The sequence below is a fragment of the Bradyrhizobium sp. LTSPM299 genome, assembly GCF_000938235.1.
Lineage (GTDB): Bacteria > Pseudomonadota > Alphaproteobacteria > Rhizobiales > Xanthobacteraceae > Bradyrhizobium.
Map to the genome: position 1 here is coordinate 37330 of NZ_JYMU01000018.1, position 17184 is coordinate 54513.

Consider the following 17184-nt stretch of genomic DNA (forward strand, 5'->3'; position numbering starts at 1 on the left):
AAGCCAATGCCTATCGGCAAAGTGTTGCATAGTCGCGAACGAAAAAAGGGGAATCGTGGCACGATTCGGCCGCCAGATGCCAAAATCGGCGGGACTTTATTCCCCGCGATAACAATCCCTTATCGACCACTTCTTTGCTGTGATTGCGGCCTGGCGCGACTCTCGCGTCCGTCGTCCTAGCGCAAAGGCTTCGCCTTTGTCGCTGGGGTGACAGCGATAGATTCGCGCGCCCGCGACCTCCCCAATCGTCGTCCCGGCGAAAGCCGGGACCCATAACCACAGGATAGTGTTGGTGAGGTAAGCTGGGGCCACAGCGTGGCGCAACAATTTGCATTCGTGGTTATGGGTCGCGGGTCAAGCCCGGGACGACAGCGAGTTTGTTGCGCGCTCAATCTTTCATGACATGCTGATTTACCGCAGCCGCGCAGGACGTGATTGGAGCTTTGCAGACCAGTTACGCGAAAACAACAACGTTCACGCCAACAGCTTTTCTCTATCGAACCCGCAGGACTACAATGAGTGACAATCGGTTTCGCTAAGCGGGAAACGCCCATGAGATACATCGCTTCGATCAGCGCCCTGCTGTTGTCGACACTGGCCGGGCCTGCGTGCGCTCAGTCAAGCAGTCCCGTTCCCGCCGGAGAGCCGATGCCGGATTGCCACGCCAACGTCGGATATGATCGCAATCAGGAGCTTCCGGGTTACCGCGTCCCTGACAGCAAGGGCGGAACGGTCTGCGTCCCCTTCCTGCCGTCATTGTATCGGGCGCCCGATGGTTTCGACGCGGGCTTTCACGTCGACGAATTTACCGATGCCAGGCTGAAGGCACGATGGGCTGCGTGCAAGGCGGATGCGGCCTGCCTTGCGAGGCTGAAACCGCAGCTCGATCGTTGGGTGCCACCCAACAAGGCCCGCTCGACCCGAGTCACCGGCACGGTCGATCCAATGGGGCGGATCGACCCCGAGGGCGATGTGGATTTGCATCAGATTCGCCGCCCCGCTTTCTTTGCCAGGGAGCCCTATCACGAAGCGATTGCCGGGGCTGATCCGCGCACGTGGATCGTCGAGTTCACAGCGCCGCATGATGCATTCGAACGGCTTCATCTCAACATGACCGGTACGATCAAGCTTCGCGGATGGTATATCGAAGGCGCGGGTGTGGACGACGGGACTGGAGGCCGCACGCGCGCGCTGATCGTGACAAGCGCCGGCGGAGGCAATCAGATCACCGCCATCCAGAACCTGTCTGATGCGCCCTATACGATCGATCCGACGACCCAACGGATCGCCGAGAACCGTTTCCCCAATGCGACGACCGAGGGGTTCGGCATGGCGCGCTGGCGTCAGATCCTGTATCGCCTCAACCAAGCTGGCTTCGACGTACTAGCCTATGATCGGCGTGGTGAAGGACTGTCGGGTGGCTTCAGCGATACCAACACGCTGGAGCAATCAGCCGATATCTTCCGCGCTCTGGAGCAACTGCGAACCGGCGACGGGCTGCGGTTGCACAGCCCGAACGGCGAGGTTCTCGCCGGCGAAGCTGCCGCCGGCCGGCTACCTGGTCAACAGCCCGTGCGGAACATTCCACTCCTGCTGGCTGGCTACTCGCGCGGCTCGATGACCACAGGCTGGGCCATGCAGCGCAACTTCGTCGGCGCCTGCACGTATGATCTCCCTGAGGTGAACTGCGCGCCTCCCTTGGGCTGGACCAATATCAAGGGAGCCCTGATGATATCGAGCTTCGGCTCCGGCGCCGGCTACGTTCCCGATTCGCCTGATTTGCGCGACCGCGATCTGTTTCTCGGCGGCATGGCGGCGGAAAACAACATCCTGTTCTATCCAAACTCCGCCGTGCTCGCCGGCATGAACCATTGGCCCGCGGCATTCTTCGGAAAAGGTCTGTGGGACCGGGCTGAAAGCCTCGAGGGAACGATCGCTGCCTACCGGCGGATCGCCGGGCTCAAGGAGATTTTTGTCGCGCGCGGTCCGCACAGCATCGACACCTGGACGCCTTCGATGTTGGATCGATTGGCTGATCGCATGGTGGCGTTTGGCCAGGCCGCGATCCAGGGGCGATCGGACGTTCCAGGTGCGGCGCATTGGACAACGATGCGCGATCTGGTCGCCTCCAGTCCGGATGATTGGGAGCCGTCGTCGCGGCCGGCCGAATAGGGCGCTGCTGAGGCGAAGCGGCTGTTACGCAGGGACGGTAAGTCTTTCCGTAAAGGCTTCACGTCCTTACGAGCGCGCCCCGTATGACAGCGCTCTGCCGGGAGCTCTGCCGAACGTTCAGGTCGAATAGTTAAGTACACTTAATTGCACAATGCATGCCATGCCGGGAGCTCCGCCGGACAATCGTACTCAATCGTACTGGCAAAACAGTTAAGTGCACTGTCACCTTATCCGGGATAAGCGAAGATCGGAAAACTCGAATGCTGTCACCAGTTCAGAGCCGTAGCATAAGCCGTTCGTTGATGATCCCGTTCTTTTGGGCGCTCGTTGAACTAGTAGGCGTCGAGCAGGCGCGAGGCTGCACATCAAAGATGCTTCCTCTTCAAAGCCGAGCAGAAACCTGCATGTACGCAATTGATGATGCGATTGCGACAAATGCTTTTAGTCATGTCGGACGACCGCCGATTCTGCGCGTTCAATCGAACGGTCTGGAAAACTTGGACTTAGCTTATTTTATGGAAGATGAACCGAGGGACCTCACGTCCACCACGCTACCAGCAGACGCGCAGGACGTGCTGGCAGCCAAGGTGCACTTGACGCAAAGCGTATGGTACATGGGCGACTCGTTCACCCCTCCGCCGCCGAACGCATCGTTCGAAACGAAGTTGAAGATACTAAGCGTCCTGCGAGGAAAACGGCTCGAACAGTCAGAGATTCGCGTGACTTTCGGGCCGTTCTATAGATACCGAAAGAATCTAATCCCCATCACGCCGGACCAACTGGCTCGGGACTACTTCGTAATAGTCTTCTCAGACAGCGACGGCCTGCACCTCGCCGGGATTCCTGTAGGGTGGTCCAAATCGCATGAATGGCAACGTCAGATACTAGACTACGAAATCGATCGAACGCCAACGAAGAAGTGAAATGGTGGCTGCGGCCTCGTATTGAACTGATGGAGCTGATCGATGGCAATCAAGTTTTTCGGTTCTGATATCGACGCGGATGGCGCTCCATCCAATATCAACGGCATAGATACGAGCAATTTTCACAGCTCTATCTCCGGAAGACAGACAGATAATAGAGTTAGCGATCGCGCAATTATATCAGTTCTCACCGACTGCGAAGGCACTTCTTGACGCGGCAGCTTCTCAGGGGGTGGGAGACATATGGGTGTTCGGCTTGAGTGGGAGCAAAGCCTCATACAATCTAACTTCGAACAATCCGGCCGCTCCGAGCTTCATCCTCCTAAATGTCGATCAGAATTACGGTGCACCTAACAGCTACATCGCGCCGTGCTCGGCACTCTACCGGACAATCGTACGGGCAAAGCAATTGAGTGCACTATCATCGTAACTTCGAGCCAAGTTCACCGAAATTCCCAGCCTTCCATTCCGACGAATCCGGAGCAACAATGCCGGCGTTGTCGACCGGATCGGAGGAGCCGCCATGCGAAAGTGCGATGTTGCCGTGATAGGCCTCGGCCTGATGGGAAGCGCGGCGCTTGATGCCTTGGTCACCTCCGGCGTCGATGCGCTGGGTTTCGACCCTCTCGGCGCAGGCGCTAATCGCGGCTCGTCGCACGGCTCCTGCCGGATATTTCGTCGCTTCAATTTCGAGAATCCCAATTACACCGCGCTGAGCGACGAGGCTCATGCCGGCTGGATCAGGCTCCAGCAGGAGCACGGCAAAACGATCCTGACACCGACCCCGGTGCTTGAGGCCGGCCGCCCCGGCTCCAAAATGGTGGCGGCTTCGCGCGCCGCGGCGATCACCATGGGCCATCCGGATCCCGTTTTGGCGGCGGCCGAGGCAAACCGGAGATTTCCGGCGTTTGACCTGCCCGACGATTGGGATGTGGTCGTGCAGGACGGTGGCGCCATCCTGCGGACGGAAGTCGTCATGGAGATCATACGCGCACGAGCCGGCAACCGCATCATCGCTCAATCGGCGCAGTTCGAGCCACTCCATGACGGCGTGTCGATCCGGACGGCGACCGACGCGTTTTTTGCCGAACGCGCCATCCTGGCGCTCGGTCCGTGGCTCGGTCGCGCGCTGCCGAAGCTCGGCGCTTTGCTCCAGGTGACCCGCCAGGCGGTCGGCTGGTTCAGACCCGCCAGGCCCGAGGCGGTCGAGCTCGACCGGTTCCCGATTTTCATTGTCGAGCGCGGCCCCAACGATGTCGTCTACGGCTTTCCGAACTTCGAGGCGCGCGGCGTGAAGGCGGCGCCTCACAATCACGGCCCGGTGGTCGGCCCCGACGATTGGGACCCGCCGGCGACGGACGGCGAACTGGGCCCGGTCAGTGAAGCTTTGGCCGCGCTGGTGCCGGGCGCGGCCGGACCTATCGTCGATCGCGATATCTGCCTCTACACAAACACTCCCGCCGCCGATCGTCGGCCCGATAGCGGCGAGGAGTTCATCATTGATCGATGTCCGGAGTCCAGGCTGATCGTCTGCTCGGCCTGCTCCGGACACGGTGCGAAGTTCGCTCCGGCGATCGGACACAGGCTCGCGCGTCTGGCTACCGATCCGACCTTCGAAGCCGAACCGTTTTTCCGCCTGTCGCGATATTCAGCTTTCGCCTGAGCGCCGCGACCAGCGCGAGCCTCGAAGGCTATTACGCCGCAGCGAGACGCGACTGCCGCAGCCAAGTCGGCGCGCCACGAATGATCTTCATCTGGCTTGAGAAAATGGCGATCCCGGCATGACTCGAACATGCGACCTACGGTTTAGGAAACCGTCGCTCTATCCGGCTGAGCTACGGGACCGCGAACCAGCTGGGCTGGCGAGCCTTCCCATAGCAGAGCTGACGCCGCATCGGAAGCCTTCGAAGCGGCGGTTTGATGCCGTTCCCGAATCGAAAACGGCTGACATTTTCACCGCGGCCGCTGATCCGGCGGGGTTTCCTCCAGGAACTGGTCGACTGCGCCGAACACCTGCCAGCGATTCGTTTCCAGGAACAGGGAGTGGGTTGCTTCGCCGATCTCGACCCAGCGGCGGTAGGGCGCGGCGGTGAGCCGGCCGAACACGGCGCGCGCCATCTCGAGCGGACAGTCGCGATCCCACTCGCCGTGCACGATCAGGACCGGAACGACGAGCCCGGCCGGATCGTAGAGCGGCTTGCCGGCAGCCCAGAACTCGCGGCTGTCGATCACCGTGCCGTTCGGCGCCATTAATTGCGACGGGCCGGGACCGGCCTGGCCGCTGGCGAACGTCGCATCCGCCCAGGCCTCGAACCAGACATCCGGCAGCAGCGCGGCCTTCTTGTCGCCGGGCACGCCGTTCAGCCAGCGGCTCTTGGCGGCGGAGCGATCGACGATGCGGTAGGCCCCAAGGGGCCCGCCGGCATCGGCGAGGCTCGGCGTGTCGCGCAACCATTGCGGCGCGATCAGCACCAGCTTGCCGACGGCCTCGGGGTTCTCATTGGTGTAGCGCGACATCAATGTGGTGCCCCACGACCAGCCGATCAGATTGATATCAGCCAGGTTGCGCCGCGCGCGGATGAAGGCGACCACGCTGCCGATGTCGCGCACGGCAACCGGCGTCCGCACAATCGGCGAATTGTCGCTCGCCGGCTGCGCCATCTCCGGCGGACGTGTCGAATTGCCGTAGCCCCTGATGTCGACGAGATAGACGTCGTGGCCCCGCGCGGCGAGATGGTCCATCCAGGACACGCCGTCCAGCTTCAGGTCGAACGAGGTCGAGGCCGGATAGGTCGAGCCGGCCACGAACAGGATCGTGTTGCCGGGCGTGAACCGCGCCAAATCGGCGTGGCGCTTGTTGCGGACGAACAGGCTGATGCCGGCGGTATCGCTCGGCACCATCATCCCTTCGGTCACGATGTCGGATGAACTCATGGCGTGGGTCGTCCTTGTGATCTCGCAGAACTCAAACAAAGCGCCAGTCAAACCGGTCGCCGCGACGCGTGACCCGGCCCGCCGACGAGGCGGCAAAATGCGCGGTGAACACCGTCGCGCCACCTTCCGCCGCCTGCTCCAGCAGCCAGCGTCGCGAGGCGCGCGCCCGCGCCGGGTCCTCGCAGAAGGCGCTGTTCCAGTCGGGCCGGAACACCTGCAACGGCTGGTGCATGATATCGCCGCTGAACAATCCCTGCTCGCCGGCATTGGCCAGCCTGATCGCGACATGACCGATACTGTGGCCGGGCGTGGGATGGAAGGTGAGACCGTCACTGACCTCACCCTCGCCGTCGACAATCTCGGCCTGCCCGCTCGCGACCACCGGCAGCACGCTGTCCTCGTAGACGCCGGCATTGAATCCTTCACGCCCGGCCGGGCCGCGCCAGTGGTCGTATTCGGCTTTCGAGAACAGATATTTCGCATTGGGAAAGGTCGGCACCCAGCGACCATCGACCAGCCGCGTGTTCCAGCCGCAATGATCGACATGGAGATGCGTGCACATCACATAGTCCACCGCGTCAGGCGAGACGCCGGCCTCCGCCAGCCGCTCCAGAAACGGCAGGTTCAACTGGTGGAAGCGCGGCAGGCCCGGACGATTTTTGTGATTGCCGGCACAGGAGTCGATCAGAATAGTGTGGTGCCGGGTCCGCAACACCCAGGTGTGGATGCTGGCGATGAAGCGTCCCTCCGTCACATCGAAACAATCAGGCACCATCATCGCGCTGTGTTCGTGGAGCACGCGCGGGTCCCAATCCGGAAACAAGAACTTTGGCGCAAATCCGGCGCCGCGCTGCTCGGTCACCCGTTGGATTTTCACATCGCCGATCGCATAGGAATTCATGGCCTGCTTTCGTTTGACGTCCCGGCTTGCCTTGATGCCCTGCGCCATGGGATAAGTGAAATCGATAGATGTGATAGCAGACATAACCTTGATGGATATGAGCGCGCATAATCTGCCATTGCTGGTCTCGCTCAGCGTGATGCTCGACGAGCGCAATGTAACCCGCGCAGCAGTGCGGCTTGGCCTCAGCCAGCCCGCGCTGTCGGCGCAACTGGCGCGGCTGCGCGATGTGTTCGGCGATCAGTTGCTGACGCCGGCGGCATCGGGCAAAGGCATGGTGCTGACGCCCTGCGCCCTCACACTGCGGGAGCCGCTGCGCGACGCACTCAAGCGGCTCGACGACGTGGTGCGGACGCCGCCGGTCTTCGAGCCGAAACAGTCGGAGCGGACGTTCTCGATCGGCGCCAACGACAATGCCAGCGCGATGCTGGGCGCGCGGCTGGTGCAGCGGATGCGTCGCAGCGGTGCCGCCAAAACCCGTTTGGCGTTTCGCGCCGTCGACCTCGCGCGCCTCACCGGCCAGCTCGAATCCGGCGAGATCGACATCGCGCTGGTCTCGAAGAACGGGCTGCCGAACGGCATGCCGCACAAGCCGCTGCTGGAAGAACGCTTCATGATGGCGCAACGCAAGGCGCATCCACGCGGCACGCGCCGGCCGTCGCTGAAGGAATATGCTTCACTGGAACACGTCATCATCTCCGGCGACGGCGGCGGCTTTCGCGGCTTCGTCGACGACATCCTGGCCGCCAGGGGCCTGACACGGCGCGTCGGGGTGTCCGTGCCATATTACAGCGTCGCGCCTGTGATCCTGCAGTCGACCGATCTGGTCTGCACGCTGCCGGCGCGGTTCCTCGCCCGCTATTCCAGCGTGCTCGCCGCCTGCCCGCTGCCGTTCGACGCCGGACGCTTTTCGCTCTACGCGACCTGGCACGCCCGCTTCGACGACGATCCCGGCCATCTCTGGCTGCGCGATCTGCTCACGGCCTGCGCCGAGGATTAACGGGTTTGCGCCACCCGCCTCGCCGGCTTGGCATCCGAACCGACCGACGCTGTGGCCTGACGGCGCGGCAGATACTCGATCGCCTCGTCTGTCATCGAGCCGAACTTCAGGCTGACGATATCGAGCGCGTAGTTCTGGTAGAGCCGCCACGGGCGGCGCGAGCCTTGTTTGGGGAATTTTTCGACGGCGCGCTGCACATAGCCGGAGGAGAAATCGACCCAGGGCATTTCGGTGACGGTCGGATCGTTCTGCCGCGGCGTGCATTGCGCGTAGTTATTGGCCTTCATGTAGTTGAGCGTACGGCAGACATATTCGCAGGTCAGGTCGCATTTCAGCGTCCACGACGCATTGGTGTAGCCGAAGGCGGCGGCGAGGTTGGGCACGCCCGAATACATCAGGCCCTTGTAGTTCATGGTCTTGGAGAGATCGACGGGGGCGCCGTCGACACTGAGCGCGAGGCCACCGAGCACCTGCAAATCGAGGCCGGTCGCCGTCACCACGACGTCGGCGTCGAGCACCTGGCCTGACTTGAGCTTGATGCCGCCAGGCGTGAACGTCTCGATCTGGTCGGTGACGACAGACGATTTTCCGCTGCGGAGCGACTCGAAGAGATCGCCGTTCGGGACCAGGCAAAGCCGCTGGTCCCACGGCTTGTAGCGCGGCGTGAAATGGGTGGCGATGTCGTAGTCGGGGCCGAGCGCATGGCGGACGCCGCCGAGGATCAGATTCTTGACGCGCTCGGGATCGCGCTTGCACAGCCGGTAGAAATACATCCCGAACAGCACGTTCTTCCAACGCGTGATGCCGTAGGCGAGTTTCGCCGGCAGCCGCGCGCGCAGCCAGTCCGCGACCTTGTCCTTGTCCGGACGCGCGACGACATAGGTTGGCGAACGCTGCAGCATCGTGACATGATCGGCGGTCTTGGCCATCTCCGGCACCAGCGTCACTGCGGTCGCACCGCTGCCGATCACCACGACTTTCTTGCCTTTGTAGTCGATGTCGTCGGTCCATTGCTGCGGATGGACGACGCGGCCGGCGAAATCGGCGAGGCCGGGGAAATCGGGCGTGTAGCCATGCTCGTATTTGTAATAGCCGCTGCACATGAACAGGAAATTGCAGGTGAGCCGCTCGATCGCCTTCTCAGGGCCGCGCTCGATCTCGACCGTCCATTGCGAGTCTGCCGACGACCAGTCGGCGCGCACGACGCGGCTGTTGAAGCGGATCTTCTTGTCGATGCCGTAAAGGCTCGCGGTCTCGCGCACATAATTGAGGATCGACGCGCCGTCGGCGATCGCCTTGGCTTCCGTCCACGGCCGGAACGAATAGCCGAGCGTGTACATGTCGGAGTCGGAGCGGATGCCGGGATAACGAAACAGATCCCAGGTGCCGCCGATGCAATCGCGGCCTTCGAGGATGGCGTAGCTGCGATCCGGGCAATTGGTTTGCAGATGATAGCCGGCGCCGATGCCGGACAGTCCCGCGCCCACGATCAACACGTCGAAATCAGCGGACATCCGGCTTCCCTCCCGATTTGACAACATCTCTTGTCAGATACCTTGACATCTGACAATGCTTCATGTCAATACCCATGTCATGGCAAGCAGCCCGAAAGCCCGCCTCTATGGCGGCATGGACGCCGAGGAACGCCGCGCCGAGCGGCGGCTCAAGCTGATCGATGCGGCGGTCGAGGTCTATGGCGAGGTCGGCTATCGCGGCGCCACCGTGAAGGCGATCTGCGAGGCCGCCGAACTCACCGAGCGCTATTTCTACGAATCCTTCGCCAACAGCGAGGCGCTGCTGATCGCGGCCTATAGCCATGTCGTTGGCCATCTGCACGAGGAGATGGCGGCGGCAGCCGGTGCCGCGGGCGACGATTCCGAGGCAAGATTGCGCGCGGCGCTGACGCTCTACTTCACGCGGCTGAAGCAGCATCCAAAGCCCGCGCGCGTGTTCCTGCTGGAGATCGCCGGCATCGGCCCGGCGGTCGACGCGGTCAAGCACGACGCCTTGCGCGCCTTCAGCGACATCCTGGTGCCGCAGGCGAGCGATCCAAAACGGGGCGACAAGGGTTCACTGATCTCGATCGGCATGATCGGCGCCGTGATCGGCATCGCGCTGCGCTGGGTGTCGAAGCAATATCCGCAAGCCATCGAGGACGTCGTCGCGGTCGCCGCCAGCTTCTGCCGCGTGGCGCTTGCCGAGGCCGACAAAAGCAAATTGCGTTCAGTGTAGGGGAGACGATATGCGCGCAGCCGTGTTCAGGAACGGAAACATCGTCACCGACAGCATCCCCGATCCCGTGCCATCAGCCGGACAGGTGCTGGTCAGGACATTGGCTTGCGGCATCTGCGGCTCCGATCTGCATGCGCGCCAGCATGCCGGACACACCGCAAAACTGATGAAGCACTTTCCCAGCCGCAAGCCGATCGACCTGTCGCGCGACGTCGTGTTCGGTCACGAGTTCTGTTGCGAGGTGCTGGACTATGGTCCGGGCACCCAGAAGCGCTTCAAGCCGGGCACGCACGTGTGCTCGGTCCCGGTGCTGATCGGCGCAAGCGGGCTGCAGGGCATCGGCTATTCCAACGACATCGCCGGCGGCTACGCCGAACGGATGGTCTTGAGCGAGCCCTTGATGATCGAGGTGCCGAACGGCCTTGCGCCCGAGCACGCTGCCCTGACCGAGCCGCTCGCAGTCGGCCTCCATGCGGTGGCGAAGGCCAATATTCGCGGCGACGAGGTGCCGCTGGTGATCGGCTGCGGACCGGTCGGGCTTGCCGTGATCGCCGGGCTGAAGCTGCGCGGTCTGCACCCGATCGTGGCGTCGGATTATTCGCCGGCGCGGCGGGCGCTGGCTGCGAAGATGGGCGCCGACGTCGTGGTCAACCCGGCGGAGACCCAGCCGTTCACGGCGTGGGCTGAGCATGCCGAGATGACGCCAGAACAGAAGGCGGCGCGTCCTCCGTTCCAGGCTTTCCTGCCGGCGCTCAAGCCCGGCCTGATCTTCGAATGCGTCGGCATTCCCGGACTGCTGCAGCTGCTGTTCGAGGGCGCACCGCGCGATGCGCGCATCGTGGTGGTCGGCGTCTGCATGGCGAGCGACACCTCCGAGCCGCTGCTCGGCGTCCTCAAGGAATTGTCGCTGCAATACGTCTACGCCTACACGCCGGAGGAATACGCGCTGGCGCTAAACCTGATCGCCGAGGGCAAGGTCGACGTAACAGCAATGGTCACCGCCACCACCGGCCTCGACGGCGTGGCGCAGGCGTTCAGTGATCTCGCCAATCCCGAACGTCACACAAAGATTATCATCCAGCCTGATCGCTGATGCGCGGCCAGGCCGCGCCAACTGGCTCGACCGCCAGATTTCGAGGGCGTTTCCCTTGAATTCCCGGACGTCACCTCACCGTCCCGAAGCGCGTCGTCGATTTTGCTTGCAAGTCGCATGGCTCCTGCTTTCTTAAGCACGGTAGCGTGCGCAAGCCGGTGCGGCAGGTTTCGTGTCGCAAAACAACGAGCTATTGCATTGGGCGGAGGCTGAGCCGTGGTCGACCTGCGCAAGCTTGACGATGTGACTGCGCGCCTCGGAGACGTCGTTCTCGATCCGACGGGCTGGCCGTCCTTCATGGACGAGGTCTGCGCCGCCGTCGGTGCGACCGGGGCCGCGATGCTCCAGAGCGATATCCGCACCGAAGACATCCCGCGCACGGACTCGATCTCCGACTATTTCACCAAAACCTACTTCCCCAGCAATCTGCATCTCACCGACATCCGCGCCGCGCGTGGGGTGCCGCGCCTGCTTGCCGGAGCTGACGTCATCACCGACGCTGACCTGTTCGAGTCCGAAACCGAGATGTTGCGCGATCCGCTCTACGCGACGCTTGGCGAGTTCGGGCTGAAATGGTTTGCCGGGGTCGGCTTTCGCGCCGGCTCAGCCTTGTGGGCGCTGACGATCCAGCGCTCGCCGAAGGAAGGCATGTTCGATGCCGACGAGGTCAAGGCGCTCTCGCGCGTGTCGGCGCGGCTCACCGAGGCCGCGACGCTGTCCACCGTCGTCGGCCGCTCCACACTCACAGGCGTTACCAATGCGCTCGACCTGATCCAGATCGCGGCCATCGCCGTCGGCCGCTTCGGCGCCGTCATCGGCATGAACGGCCAGGCGGAAGCCTGCCTCGGTCCGGACCTTGCGATCCGCAAAAATCGCCTCACGCTGCGTGACCGGCAGGCCAATGCCGACCTGACCAGACTGATCGACCAACTGGACCACACGTCGGATTTGCTGACAGTCCCGTCATCACCGATCGTGATGCGACGGATCGACAAGCGGCCGATCGTGGTCCAGATGCAACCGGTGCCACCCGCGGCACGCTCGCCATTCCTCGGCGCGCGCGCCATCCTTTCGATCCGTGATCTCGAGGGGTGCGCCGCCTTCGACCCAAATCTTCTGGCCACGATCTTCGAGCTGACACCGGCGCAAGCGCGCCTCGCCGCCATGCTGGCACGCGGCGATTCGGTCGAGGACGCGGCACGCGAGATCGGCGTCGCGGTGTCGACCGCACGCAATCAGCTCAAGACGATCTTCCAGAGAACCGGCACGCACCGGCAGGCGGAACTTGTGGCGCTGCTGCACAAGGTGAAATGAACGATTCGATACGAATTGTTCGGGAATGCCACGCGACCGACAGCATCAGCACAAGAATTCTTCAAATATTCCAGGCACACGCTGTGTTCCATCCGACACAGCGAATAAGATAGCCAGTGCGCGGTTCCCAAAATCATCAGGTTCCGGGGTGACAAGCGCCGTCAAAATGGCAACAATCGGCTAAATCTGTGTCGTTCGAGTTTGTCTGAATGTCCGTGATATCGTCACGATCATCGGTATTGGCTATTGCCGCATTTGTCGCCTGCGTCGTGCTGGCGCCCGTGAGCGCGTACGCGCAATGGTGGCGCAGCGCGCCGAAGGATTTTGAGGATTGCGCCGATCTCGCCGAGAAGGCGAAGACCAAGGAAGACAAGACCGCGCAACTTGCCGATTGCAACGCCAAGTTCGCCGGTCGCCGCAAGCCAGGCGGCGGCTACGGCTATTACGACTTCATGCAGGACCGCACTTTCGACATCGCGGGTCCCAATCCGACGCCGGACGAGCAGAAGGCGATCGATCAGGAATATACCGTCTATCTCGAGAAGGAGCGCCGCTCCAGCATCGTCGCGGCGTTCAACGCCAAGCAGCTTCAGCAAAAGCAGCAAGAACCGCAGCAGCAACCGCCGCGGCAAATCGAGCAGGTCACGCTGCGCAGCGACACCGAGAAAGTCCCCGTTCCGGTCGCAAGCCCGGTCAAGCAGGCCGCGCGTGTCAGGGCGGCACAATGCGCGAAGAACTCATTCTCATGCGAATGGCCGCGCCTGTCGCAGAGTCTCGACGATCTCAAGAAACTGTTCACCTCGCCGCCGTCGACACCGGCCAAGACAGCGAAGCGCGGCTGATCTCTCCGCCTCAGTCCGTAATCACCATCGCCCAGAATCTGCGGTACGGCGACTTCGCGTTGTCGACATAGGCCACGCCGACGCGCTTGGCGCCCGGCATCAACAGATTCTCGCGATGACCGGCCGACTCCTCCCACTGCTTCAGCATTTCGGTGAAGGCGATGTAGCCGGCGCCGATATTTTCCGCGGCGCGCTGCTTCTTCAACGGCGCCACGCGCGTGAAGAAGCTGCCGCCGGCGGAGTGGCTGACCGATCCGCTCGCTGACATCGCCTGCGCCTGCCGCGACGCCATCGCGTTCAGCTTCGCATCGAGCTTCACCGCTGGCATGCCGTGCGCGCGCCGGTAGGCGCTGATGGCGCCGGCATAGTCGGCGGCGCTCGCCGTCGTGGCCAGGCCGAGCACAAGGGCGAATGCGAGCACAAACAGCTTCATCACATCATCTCTCGCGCGTGGACTCAGTGCGCCCAGCGGCGCGTGCGATGCCGCGGCGCGACCTGTTTGGTCGCGACAGCGGCCGATTCACTTGATGCCGCCGCCGCGCGCTGCTCCTGCAGCCGCGCGTCATAGCCCGGTGATGGCACCACGGTCGGCGGCGCGGCGCGGACAGAGCCGATGCCGAGCACCGCAAGCGAAAGAAGCAACGCGCAGGATCGTTTCATGATGTCTCCTCCTCGGACGTCTTGACCAAAATTGGCGCGCGCATCGTCGCCGTTTCAAGGCATCACGCCGCGCGAATCTGCTCCGGCGTCAGCTCCGGCGAGCCCTTGCCGTCGGCTTCCGCCTGCCGGATCAGTTGAATGACGCGGCGCGACAGCGGCGTGTCCAGTCCGCGCCGATCGGCGATATCGGTGATCACGCCCTGCAGATAGTCGATCTCGGTGCGGCGGCCGCGCTGCAGATCCTCCCACATCGAGGAGCGCGCCTCGGGATCGATCTTCATGGTGCGGCCGAGCAGCAGCTCGAAGATCGCATCCGGCAGCCGCAGCAACGCAGGCATCCAGGTCGAGGGAAGCGGTGTCGGCGACACCGGCACGATGCCCTCGGCACGGATCGCAGCCAGCCCCTCCAGCATCTGGTCGGCGAACAATTTTCGCCAGCCGCGCTGCGCGAGTTGTTGCCGCAACGGAATATTCGACAGCGCATTGAGCGCGTTGTTGAGATTGACGATCAGCTTGCCCCACTGCACGCCGTCAATTTTGTCGGTGGCCCGCATCGCAAGGCCCGGGGCTGACAGTCGCGCGGCGGTGCCGGCATCGTCCTGCGCGATCACGATGTCGCCCGAGGTCGAGCGATGGAAGCGGCCGCCGCCGAGCGCGACCACGTTGAACGGCACCATGCCGCCGAGCACCCGCCGGCCCAGCAGCCGGTCGCGCAACAGCGGCACATTGCCGACGCCGTTCTGCAGGCTGACCACCACGACGTCAGGAGGCGCGTGGCGCGCGATGAGATCGGCCATCTCGCGCGTATCAGCGCTCTTCACCGTGACCAGCACCGTCTGCGCGTTGGCAAAGATCGACGGATCATCCGACAGCGCGAGGTGATCAGCGGCAACCGTCTGCGCCGCGCCGTCGAAGCTGGTGACCCGCAGGCCATTGGCGGTGATCTCCTCGATCAGCCGCGGCCGCGCCAGCAGCGCAACGCGGCGGCCGGAGGCGGCCAGCATGCCGCCGACGAAGCAGCCGATGCTGCCGGCCCCCGCAATGCCGATCAGCCGATCCTTGCTCATCTCGCCTGAATATCCGTTCATCAGAGTCCGATAGCAGACCTTGTGCCGGTTGCCCATTGAACGTGCCCCGCGCCCCCGGGCGTGCCCCACGCCTTGTAACCGTCATTTGCCGCAGCTATGTTTCCCCCGCGGGGCATGGTTGCGGTTGCGGCAGGAGACGATCATGGGACTACTCGACGTACTCAACGGCATGCAGAACGGCCCGCGCGGTCCGAGTTCGCCTAGCGCACAGTCCGGCAGCGGTGGCGGGATGTCACCGATGACGATGGCGATCATGGCGTTGCTCGCCTGGAAAGCGGTCAAGCATTTCACCGGTGACCAGCCGGGTGCCCCAGCGCCGACACCGGCACAGGCGCCACAGCTCCCCGGCAACGTGACCGCGGGCCTGCCCGGCGGTTTGAGCGGCGGCGGCCTCGGCGATCTCCTCAAGGGCGGATTGGGCGGACTGCTCGCAGGCGGCGCAGCCGGCTCCGTGCTCAGCGGCGGCCTCGGCGATCTGCTCAACCAGCTCCAGCAGAAAGGCCATGGCGACGCGGCCAATTCCTGGGTCAGCAACGGTCCCAACAAGGCGATCGCACCTGGTGATCTCGCCAACGCGCTCGGCGCCGACCAGATCAACTCGCTGGCCTCGCAGAGCGGCCTATCGCGCGACGATCTGCTGCAGGGCCTGAGCCAGTATCTGCCCGACGCTATCAATCATCTGACGCCGGACGGGCGGCTGCCCAGCGGCGATGAGGTATCCGGCAGGCTTTGACGGCGGCGTTGGTTTTATCGGAGGAGGACAGACATGATCAGGGTCATCATCATCGGCTTTGTCGCCGGCATCATCGCGCGGCTGTTGTCGCCGGGACCGAACAATCCGAGCGGATTCATCCTCACCACCATCATTGGCATCGTCGGCGCGTTCCTCGCGACCTTCATCGGCCAGGCGATCGGCCATTACGGTCCCGAGCAGGGCGCCGGCTTCATCACCGCCACGGTCGGCGCGCTGGTGGTGCTGTTCATCTGGAACCGGCTGGTCGCGGCGCGCGTGATCCCGGATATGAATAAGTGACGCGGTAGACTGTCGTCCCGTACAGGATGTCATTCCGAGGCTCGCGAAGCGAGAACCTCAGATGCGCAATTGCGCATCGGGGAATCTCGAGATTCCGGGTCTGGTGCTAACGCACCATCCCGGAATGACAGTCTTCAATTCACTGAAGCAAGTGCATGCCCGCGTCCATGCGGACGAACTCGCCGGTCATGTTGCTCGACGCCGGGCTCGCCAGGAAGCAAACGAGGTTGGCGATATCTTCCGCCGTTGAAGCGACCTTCAGCGGCACGCGCGCCACCACGGCATCGCGCACCTGCTTGGCGCCATCGGCGCCGCGGCCCTTGGTGAACCAGGGCGTATCGATATAGCCGGGACACACGGTGTTGACGCGGATCAGCGGCGCCAGCGCGCGCGCCAGCGACTGCGTCATGGTGTTGAGCGCGCCCTTGCTCGCGGCATAGGCGACCGATGAGCCGCCGCCGGAAATGCCGGCGACCGAGGAGATGTTCACCACTGCCGACGGCCGCCCCGACGCCTTCGCACCGGCCTCGAGCAGGTGACGCGCCGCGCGGACCATCTGGAACGGGCCGATGGTGTTGACGGCATAGATGCGCTGAAAATCTTCCGCGGTCAGACCGTCGAGATCGTGATGCGGCACATGCTTGGTGGTGCCGGCATTGTTGATGAGCACGTCGAGCCGGCCCCAGCCCGCTGCGGCTGCGGCGATCTTCTTGCAGTCCTCGTCGCGCGACACGTCGCCCTGCACCACCACGACCTCAGCGCCCTGCTTGCGGAGAAGCTCGGCGGTCGCTTCGGCTTCCGCCTTGCTGTTGGAGTAGTTGACGATGATGCGCGAGCCCTCCTTGGCGAGGATTTGCGCGGTGGCGGCACCAAGACCCGATGCAGACCCCGTCACGATCGCGCACAAACCATCCTTCGACATCTGCGTTTCCTTTGTTCTTGTGAGCCAAATGAATTCCGGCGGTGGCATACCATATCGCGCAGATCAGTCC

At 63.3% G+C, this 17184-nt stretch carries 17 protein-coding genes and 1 tRNA gene; 10 read left to right on the forward strand and 8 right to left on the reverse strand.

Annotated features, from left to right (window positions below; genetic code table 11):
* The first annotated feature begins 552 nt into the window (after positions 1-552).
* The 3 genes from UP10_RS12415 (at position 553) to UP10_RS12425 (ending at position 4758) form a co-directional block, all read left to right on the forward strand.
* Complete coding sequence (locus UP10_RS12415; protein WP_044587631.1) at positions 553-2172, forward strand: alpha/beta fold hydrolase; 1620 nt, start codon at positions 553-555, stop codon at positions 2170-2172.
* Positions 2173-2432: 260 nt separating this feature from the next.
* The gene (locus tag UP10_RS44105; RefSeq protein ID WP_156179810.1) at positions 2433-3095 is read left to right on the forward strand and encodes a hypothetical protein; all 663 of its coding nucleotides are present in this window, start codon (positions 2433-2435) and stop codon (positions 3093-3095) included.
* A gap of 523 nt (positions 3096-3618) precedes the next feature.
* Positions 3619-4758: an FAD-dependent oxidoreductase gene (locus UP10_RS12425; RefSeq protein WP_050043639.1), complete on the forward strand. Its 1140-nt coding sequence runs from the start codon at positions 3619-3621 to the stop codon at positions 4756-4758.
* Positions 4759-4863: 105 nt separating this feature from the next.
* Here UP10_RS12425 and UP10_RS12430 read toward each other — a convergent pair.
* From UP10_RS12430 to UP10_RS12440, 3 genes are all read right to left on the reverse strand, one after another.
* Positions 4864-4940: transfer RNA gene (locus UP10_RS12430), tRNA-Arg, on the reverse strand.
* A gap of 108 nt (positions 4941-5048) precedes the next feature.
* Complete coding sequence (locus tag UP10_RS12435; protein WP_044587633.1) at positions 5049-6029, reverse strand: alpha/beta hydrolase; 981 nt, start codon at positions 6027-6029, stop codon at positions 5049-5051.
* Between the two features lie 31 nt (positions 6030-6060).
* A complete protein-coding gene (locus UP10_RS12440) occupies positions 6061-6930 on the reverse strand; it encodes an MBL fold metallo-hydrolase (protein ID WP_044587711.1) in 870 nt (289 codons plus the stop codon).
* 91 nt (positions 6931-7021) lie between these two features.
* Here UP10_RS12440 and UP10_RS12445 point away from each other — a divergent pair, with 91 nt between their 5' ends.
* Positions 7022-7930, forward strand: a complete 909-nt coding sequence (locus tag UP10_RS12445) for a LysR family transcriptional regulator (protein WP_044587634.1) — start codon at positions 7022-7024, stop codon at positions 7928-7930.
* Here UP10_RS12445 and UP10_RS12450 read toward each other — a convergent pair.
* Positions 7927-9444, reverse strand: a complete 1518-nt coding sequence (locus UP10_RS12450; RefSeq protein WP_050043640.1) for a flavin-containing monooxygenase — start codon at positions 9442-9444, stop codon at positions 7927-7929. The genes UP10_RS12445 and UP10_RS12450 overlap by 4 nt on opposite strands.
* Before the next feature lie 55 nt (positions 9445-9499).
* Here UP10_RS12450 and UP10_RS12455 point away from each other — a divergent pair, with 55 nt between their 5' ends.
* The 4 genes from UP10_RS12455 (at position 9500) to UP10_RS12470 (ending at position 13411) form a co-directional block, all read left to right on the forward strand.
* Positions 9500-10162, forward strand: a complete 663-nt coding sequence (locus UP10_RS12455) for a TetR/AcrR family transcriptional regulator (RefSeq protein ID WP_044587636.1) — start codon at positions 9500-9502, stop codon at positions 10160-10162.
* 10 nt (positions 10163-10172) lie between these two features.
* Entirely contained in the window at positions 10173-11255 is a 1083-nt protein-coding gene (locus UP10_RS12460; protein ID WP_044587637.1) for a zinc-binding dehydrogenase, read from the forward strand.
* Between the two features lie 216 nt (positions 11256-11471).
* Positions 11472-12569: a helix-turn-helix transcriptional regulator gene (locus UP10_RS12465; protein WP_044587638.1), complete on the forward strand. Its 1098-nt coding sequence runs from the start codon at positions 11472-11474 to the stop codon at positions 12567-12569.
* 209 nt (positions 12570-12778) lie between these two features.
* Positions 12779-13411, forward strand: a complete 633-nt coding sequence (locus tag UP10_RS12470) for a hypothetical protein (RefSeq protein ID WP_044587639.1) — start codon at positions 12779-12781, stop codon at positions 13409-13411.
* A 10-nt stretch (positions 13412-13421) separates the two neighbouring features.
* Here the strand turns inward: UP10_RS12470 and UP10_RS12475 are convergent, their stop codons facing one another.
* The 3 genes from UP10_RS12475 to UP10_RS12485 all read right to left on the reverse strand — a co-directional run bounded on the left by UP10_RS12475 (position 13422) and on the right by UP10_RS12485 (position 15138).
* A complete protein-coding gene (locus tag UP10_RS12475) occupies positions 13422-13844 on the reverse strand; it encodes a CAP domain-containing protein (RefSeq protein ID WP_044587640.1) in 423 nt (140 codons plus the stop codon).
* Between the two features lie 23 nt (positions 13845-13867).
* On the reverse strand, positions 13868-14071 hold the full coding sequence (locus tag UP10_RS12480) for a hypothetical protein (protein WP_044587641.1): 204 nt from the start codon (positions 14069-14071) through the stop codon (positions 13868-13870).
* Positions 14072-14133: 62 nt separating this feature from the next.
* A complete protein-coding gene (locus UP10_RS12485) occupies positions 14134-15138 on the reverse strand; it encodes a 2-dehydropantoate 2-reductase (protein WP_044587712.1) in 1005 nt (334 codons plus the stop codon).
* Positions 15139-15301: 163 nt separating this feature from the next.
* On the opposite strand from UP10_RS12485, the gene UP10_RS12490 reads away from it, so the two are divergent.
* On the forward strand, positions 15302-15892 hold the full coding sequence (locus tag UP10_RS12490; protein ID WP_044587713.1) for a YidB family protein: 591 nt from the start codon (positions 15302-15304) through the stop codon (positions 15890-15892).
* A 33-nt stretch (positions 15893-15925) separates the two neighbouring features.
* On the forward strand, positions 15926-16192 hold the full coding sequence (locus tag UP10_RS12495) for a GlsB/YeaQ/YmgE family stress response membrane protein (protein ID WP_044538070.1): 267 nt from the start codon (positions 15926-15928) through the stop codon (positions 16190-16192).
* Between the two features lie 139 nt (positions 16193-16331).
* On the opposite strand, the gene UP10_RS12500 is transcribed toward UP10_RS12495, so the two are convergent.
* Positions 16332-17114: an SDR family NAD(P)-dependent oxidoreductase gene (locus tag UP10_RS12500; RefSeq protein WP_044587714.1), complete on the reverse strand. Its 783-nt coding sequence runs from the start codon at positions 17112-17114 to the stop codon at positions 16332-16334.
* Between the last annotated feature and the right edge of the window lie 70 nt (positions 17115-17184).

Bases quoted from the DNA above. Each gene is read 5' to 3' on its own strand.
- UP10_RS12415 (WP_044587631.1), top strand. From the start codon at position 553: ATGAGATACATCGCTTCGATCAGCGCCCTGCTGTTGTCGACACTGGCC.
- UP10_RS44105 (WP_156179810.1), top strand. From the start codon at position 2,433: ATGCTGTCACCAGTTCAGAGCCGTAGCATAAGCCGTTCGTTGATGATC.
- UP10_RS12425 (WP_050043639.1), top strand. From the start codon at position 3,619: ATGCGAAAGTGCGATGTTGCCGTGATAGGCCTCGGCCTGATGGGAAGC.
- UP10_RS12435 (WP_044587633.1), bottom strand. From the start codon at position 6,029: ATGAGTTCATCCGACATCGTGACCGAAGGGATGATGGTGCCGAGCGAT.
- UP10_RS12440 (WP_044587711.1), bottom strand. From the start codon at position 6,930: ATGAATTCCTATGCGATCGGCGATGTGAAAATCCAACGGGTGACCGAG.
- UP10_RS12445 (WP_044587634.1), top strand. From the start codon at position 7,022: ATGGATATGAGCGCGCATAATCTGCCATTGCTGGTCTCGCTCAGCGTG.
- UP10_RS12450 (WP_050043640.1), bottom strand. From the start codon at position 9,444: ATGTCCGCTGATTTCGACGTGTTGATCGTGGGCGCGGGACTGTCCGGC.
- UP10_RS12455 (WP_044587636.1), top strand. From the start codon at position 9,500: ATGCTTCATGTCAATACCCATGTCATGGCAAGCAGCCCGAAAGCCCGC.
- UP10_RS12460 (WP_044587637.1), top strand. From the start codon at position 10,173: ATGCGCGCAGCCGTGTTCAGGAACGGAAACATCGTCACCGACAGCATC.
- UP10_RS12470 (WP_044587639.1), top strand. From the start codon at position 12,779: ATGTCCGTGATATCGTCACGATCATCGGTATTGGCTATTGCCGCATTT.
- UP10_RS12475 (WP_044587640.1), bottom strand. From the start codon at position 13,844: ATGAAGCTGTTTGTGCTCGCATTCGCCCTTGTGCTCGGCCTGGCCACG.
- UP10_RS12480 (WP_044587641.1), bottom strand. From the start codon at position 14,071: ATGAAACGATCCTGCGCGTTGCTTCTTTCGCTTGCGGTGCTCGGCATC.
- UP10_RS12485 (WP_044587712.1), bottom strand. From the start codon at position 15,138: ATGAGCAAGGATCGGCTGATCGGCATTGCGGGGGCCGGCAGCATCGGC.
- UP10_RS12490 (WP_044587713.1), top strand. From the start codon at position 15,302: ATGGGACTACTCGACGTACTCAACGGCATGCAGAACGGCCCGCGCGGT.
- UP10_RS12495 (WP_044538070.1), top strand. From the start codon at position 15,926: ATGATCAGGGTCATCATCATCGGCTTTGTCGCCGGCATCATCGCGCGG.
- UP10_RS12500 (WP_044587714.1), bottom strand. From the start codon at position 17,114: ATGTCGAAGGATGGTTTGTGCGCGATCGTGACGGGGTCTGCATCGGGT.